The 4,354-nt window shown below is 63.6% G+C and carries 4 protein-coding genes; all 4 read right to left on the bottom strand.

What is annotated here, in order from left to right; all coding sequences use genetic code 11:
• On the bottom strand, window positions 1-590 hold a 590-nt coding region (locus V6M63_RS24520; RefSeq protein WP_332746207.1), incomplete at its 3' end, for an ABC transporter permease subunit.
• 13 nt (window positions 591-603) lie between these two features.
• The gene (gene gsiC, locus V6M63_RS24525; protein WP_332746209.1) at window positions 604-1,524 is read right to left on the bottom strand and encodes a glutathione ABC transporter permease GsiC; all 921 of its coding nucleotides are present in this window, start codon (window positions 1,522-1,524) and stop codon (window positions 604-606) included.
• Between the two features lie 21 nt (window positions 1,525-1,545).
• Window positions 1,546-3,081 (bottom strand): glutathione ABC transporter substrate-binding protein GsiB, encoded by a 1,536-nt coding sequence (gene gsiB / locus V6M63_RS24530; RefSeq protein WP_332746211.1) that lies wholly within the window; start codon window positions 3,079-3,081, stop codon window positions 1,546-1,548.
• A 57-nt stretch (window positions 3,082-3,138) separates the two neighbouring features.
• A partial coding sequence (locus tag V6M63_RS24535) for a dipeptide ABC transporter ATP-binding protein (RefSeq protein ID WP_332746213.1) occupies window positions 3,139-4,354 on the bottom strand: 1,216 nt, incomplete at its 5' end.

Below are 4,354 nucleotides of genomic sequence, written 5' to 3' on the forward strand. Positions count from 1 at the left end.
TAGGTCATCTGCTTGAGCACCAGCGTGTTGCCGCGCACCAGCCGGGCGAAGGCCGGCACGCTGAACACCGACACGGCCACCACCACGTTAACCATGCTGCTGCCCAGGATGGCGACCACGCCGAGCGCCAGCAGGATGCCGGGAAAGGCGAACAGCACATCGGAAATACGCATCACGATGCGGTCCCACCAGCCTTCGTAATAGCCGGCCAGCAAACCCAGTGCGGTGCCGATCAGGCCACCGATGGCGACCGACGCAAACCCCGCGGCCAGTGAAATACGTGCGCCCACCAGGATGCGGCTGAAGATGTCGCGGCCCAGCGGGTCAACGCCCAGCCAGTGCTGCCACGACGGCCCGGCGTTGAGCTTGTCGTAGTCGAAAAAGTTTTCGGCGTCGTAGGGCGCAATGACCGGCGCGAGCAGGGCCAGCAACACCAGCAGCAGCACGAAGGCCAGGGCCGCCATGGCCACATGCTGCTTCCTGAACTTGCGCCAGAACTCGGTCCAGGGCGTGCGCACGCGGGTGTTTTGCGTGGCCACGGGTGTCGCCGCGATGGCGACGACGGCTTCGTTGACGAGGGTCTGTGTCATGGCTGGCTGGTTCTCATTTGTAGCGAATGGTGGGATTGATGAAGCCGTAGAGCACGTCCACCACCAGGTTGATCAGGATGAATTCCAGCGAAAACAGCAGCACCAGCGTCTGGATCACGGGATAGTCGCGCATGGTCACGGCATCGACCAGCAGGCGACCCAGGCCGGGCCAGTTGAAGACTGTCTCAACCACGATGGAGCCACCCAGCAGAAAACCGAACTGCAGACCCATCATCGTGACCACCGGGATCAGCGCGTTGCGCAGGCAGTGCTTGAAAATCACCGTGCGCTCTTTCAGGCCCTTGGCCCGGGCCGTGCGCACAAAGTCCTCCTGAATTACCTCGACGAAGGAAGCGCGGGTGAAGCGCGCCATCACCGCAGCCACGCCGGCACCCAAAGTCAGCGACGGCAGGATGTAGTGCCGCCAGCTGTCTGCGCCCACCGTGGGCAGCCAGCCCAGCTGCACCGAGAATACCTGCATCAGCAGCATGCCGAGCGCGAAGGCCGGAAACGAGATGCCCGACACGGCGATGGTCATGCCCAGGCGGTCGGGCCACTGGTTGCGGAACACGGCGGAGCTGATGCCGATCACCATGCCGAAGATCACCGACCAGACCATGCTGGTGATCGTGAGCAGCAGCGTCGGCATGAAGCGCTCGCTGATCTCGGTGGACACCGGCCGCCGGCTGCGCAGCGACGTGCCGAAATCACCCTGCAGCATGTGGCTGAAGAAGTTCAGGAACTGCTCGGGCAGGGGCCGGTCAAGCCCGAGGTCGCGGCGCACCAGCTCCACGGTCTGGGGGTCGGCGTCCGGACCGGCCGCCAGGCGTGCCGGGTCGCCCGGCAGCATGTGGACGAACAGGAACACCAGCACGGCGACGATCAGCAGGGTCGGCAGCAGGCCGAGCAGGCGTTTGAGGAAATAGCTGGTCATCGCGCGGGCCGGTTACCTGGTTTACTTGAGATCGATCTCGTCAAAATTGAACGATGCGTCGGGCATCACGTACAAGCCGGTCAGGTTCTTGCTGCGTGCCGACAGCAGCTGTTCGGTCGCCAGGAAAGCCCAGGGAGCGTCCTTCCAGATGCGCTGCTGCGCATCGGTGTAGAGCTTGGTCTTTTCGGCGCTGCTGGTGGTGTTAAGCGCCTTGGCGATGTCGGTGTCCACTGCCTCGTTCTTGTAGTAGGCGGTGTTGAACATCTTGGGCGGGAACGACTCCGAAGCCAGCAGCGGGCGCATCGCCCAGTCGGCTTCACCGGTCGACGACGACCAGCCGACGTAGTACATGCGCACCGGCGCGGTTGCCGCGTCCTGCGCGCTCTCGACCTTTTCGACGCGCTGGCCGGCTTCAAGTGCCTGCACCTGCACCTTGATGCCGACCTGGCCGAGCTGCTGCTGCAGGAACTGGATCACCTTCTGCGCCGTCGTGTGGTTGTAGGCCGACCATAGGGTGCTTTCAAAGCCGTTTGGATAGCCCGCCTCTTTCAGCAGCTCGCGCGCCTTGGCCGGGTCGTAGGGCCAGGGGCCGAGCTTGACCGCATATTCAACGCCCTTGGGCAGCACGCCTTCGGCCGGAATCGCGTAGCCCGAGAAGGCGACCTTGATCAGTGCCTCCTTGTTGATCGCGTAGTTGATGGCTTCGCGCACCTTCGGGTTGTCGAAGGGTTTCTGCTGCGTGTTCATCGACAGGTAGCGGTGCACGATGGACGGCGCTGCGGTCAACTCGATGCCGGGCTTGCTTTTCAGAACCTCGGCCTGTTCGTAGGGCACCGGGAAGGTGAAGTGCGCCTCGCCGGTCTGCATGATCGCGCTGCGCGTGTTGTTGTCGACCACCGGGCGCCAGGTGATAGTGTCGACCTTGGGGTAGCCCTTGCGCCAGTAGCCGGCAAATTTTTCGACCTTCAGGTAGTCGCTCTGTTTCCACTCGACGAACTTGAACGGGCCGGTGCCCACCGGGTTCTGTGCGATGCCTTTGCCGAGCTTTTGCAGTGCCGTCGGCGAGATGATCACGGCCGACGGGTGTGCCAGGGAGTTGATGAAGGGCGAGAACGGCTCCTTCAGGGTGAAGCGTACCGTGTAGGGGTCGATCACCTCGGTCTTCACGATGTTCTTGTACAGGTTGTAGCGCTTGAGCTTGTTGTCGGGATTGGTCACGCGGTCGAAAGTGACCTTCACCGCTTCGGCGTTGAAGTCGGTGCCGTCATGGAACTTGATGCCGCGCTTGAGCTTCATGGTGTAGCTCAGGCCGTCCTTGCTGGCCTCGTGGCTTTCGGCCAGGACCGGCACCATCTTCATGTCCCGGTCAAAGCCGTACAGGCCCTGGTAGAACGACTTGACGACCGCTTGCGACAAGGTGTCGTTGGCGTCGTACGGGTCCATGGTTGTGAATGTCGACGCGACCGCGGCGACAACATCCTTGGCTGCGAACGCAGGTGAAGCGAAAGTGGCCGTCAGCGCGAGCGCGGCGGCCAGGGGTGCAAAGGAAGGTTTCATACGAGAAGCTCCTGGGTTAAGAAAAGGAAAAACACACTAACTCACTGCTGGATGCCGTCAATACATCCCGCCCACGCGATGGCGTGCAACGTAGTGACCCTGCGCCACCTGTTCCAGCGGCAGCACCAGCGGTTCGTCGCCGACAGCCCGGATCGGGCTGGGAATCTCGCCTTCCAGCAGTTCGCGCCGCAGGTGCCGGCGCGCCGGATCGGCCACCGGCACGGCCGCCATCAGCTTGCGGGTGTAGGCGTGTTGCGGGTTTTCAAAAATCGCGCGGCGCGGGCCGATCTCGACGATCTGGCCCAAGAACATCACGGCCACACGGTGGCTGATACGTTCGACCACCGCCATGTCGTGGGAGATGAACAGGAAGGCAATGCCCAGCTCGCGCTGCAGGTCTAGCATCAGGTTGACGATCTGGGCCTGGATCGAGACGTCGAGGGCCGACACCGACTCATCGGCAATCACCACCTTGGGGTTGAGCGCCAGCGCGCGTGCAATGGCGATGCGCTGGCGCTGCCCGCCCGAGAACTCGTGCGGGTAGCGCTGGGCGTACTCGGCCGGCAGGCCGACCTTTTCGAGCAGCCAGTCGACGCGCGCCTGCGCTTCCTTGCCCTTGGCGATCTTGTGCACCAGCAGCGGCTCCATGATGGAAAAACCGACGGTGACACGCGGGTCCAGCGAGGCGAACGGGTCCTGAAAGATGAACTGGATGTTGCGGCGCAGGCCCTGCAGCGTGCTGGCCGGCAGGTCGCGGATGTTCTGGCCACCGAACTCGATGAGGCCGCTCTGGCTTTCGACCAGGCGCAGCAGCGAGCGGCCGGTGGTGGACTTGCCGCAACCCGATTCACCGACCAGCGCCAGCGTTTCGCCGGGCCGTATGTCAAAGCTGACTTTTTCTACCGCGTGAACGCGGCGTGCCACGCGGCCAAAAAGCCCGCTGCGCACGTCAAAGCGCGTCACCAGGTCTTGCACCCGCAGGATGGGCGCACTGCCGGGTGCGATGGTGTCTTGCGGTTGAGCCGCCTCGCGCGGTGCAGCATCGGCCTCTTCGGTGCGCAGCAACTCGAACTTGAGGGGCAGTTCGGTGCCTTCCATTGCGCCCAATCGTGGCACGGCCGACAGCAGTGCGCGGGTGTAGGGATGGCGAGGGCGGGCAAAAACCTCCTCCGAAGCGCCTTCTTCCACCTTGTCGCCGCGGTACATGACCAGCACGCGGTCGGCCACTTCGGCGACCACGCCCATGTCGTGCGTGATGAAGACCACGCCCATG

Origin of the sequence: Hydrogenophaga sp. (genome assembly GCF_036675665.1) — a bacterium.
Taxonomy (GTDB): Bacteria; Pseudomonadota; Gammaproteobacteria; order Burkholderiales; family Burkholderiaceae_C; genus Hydrogenophaga.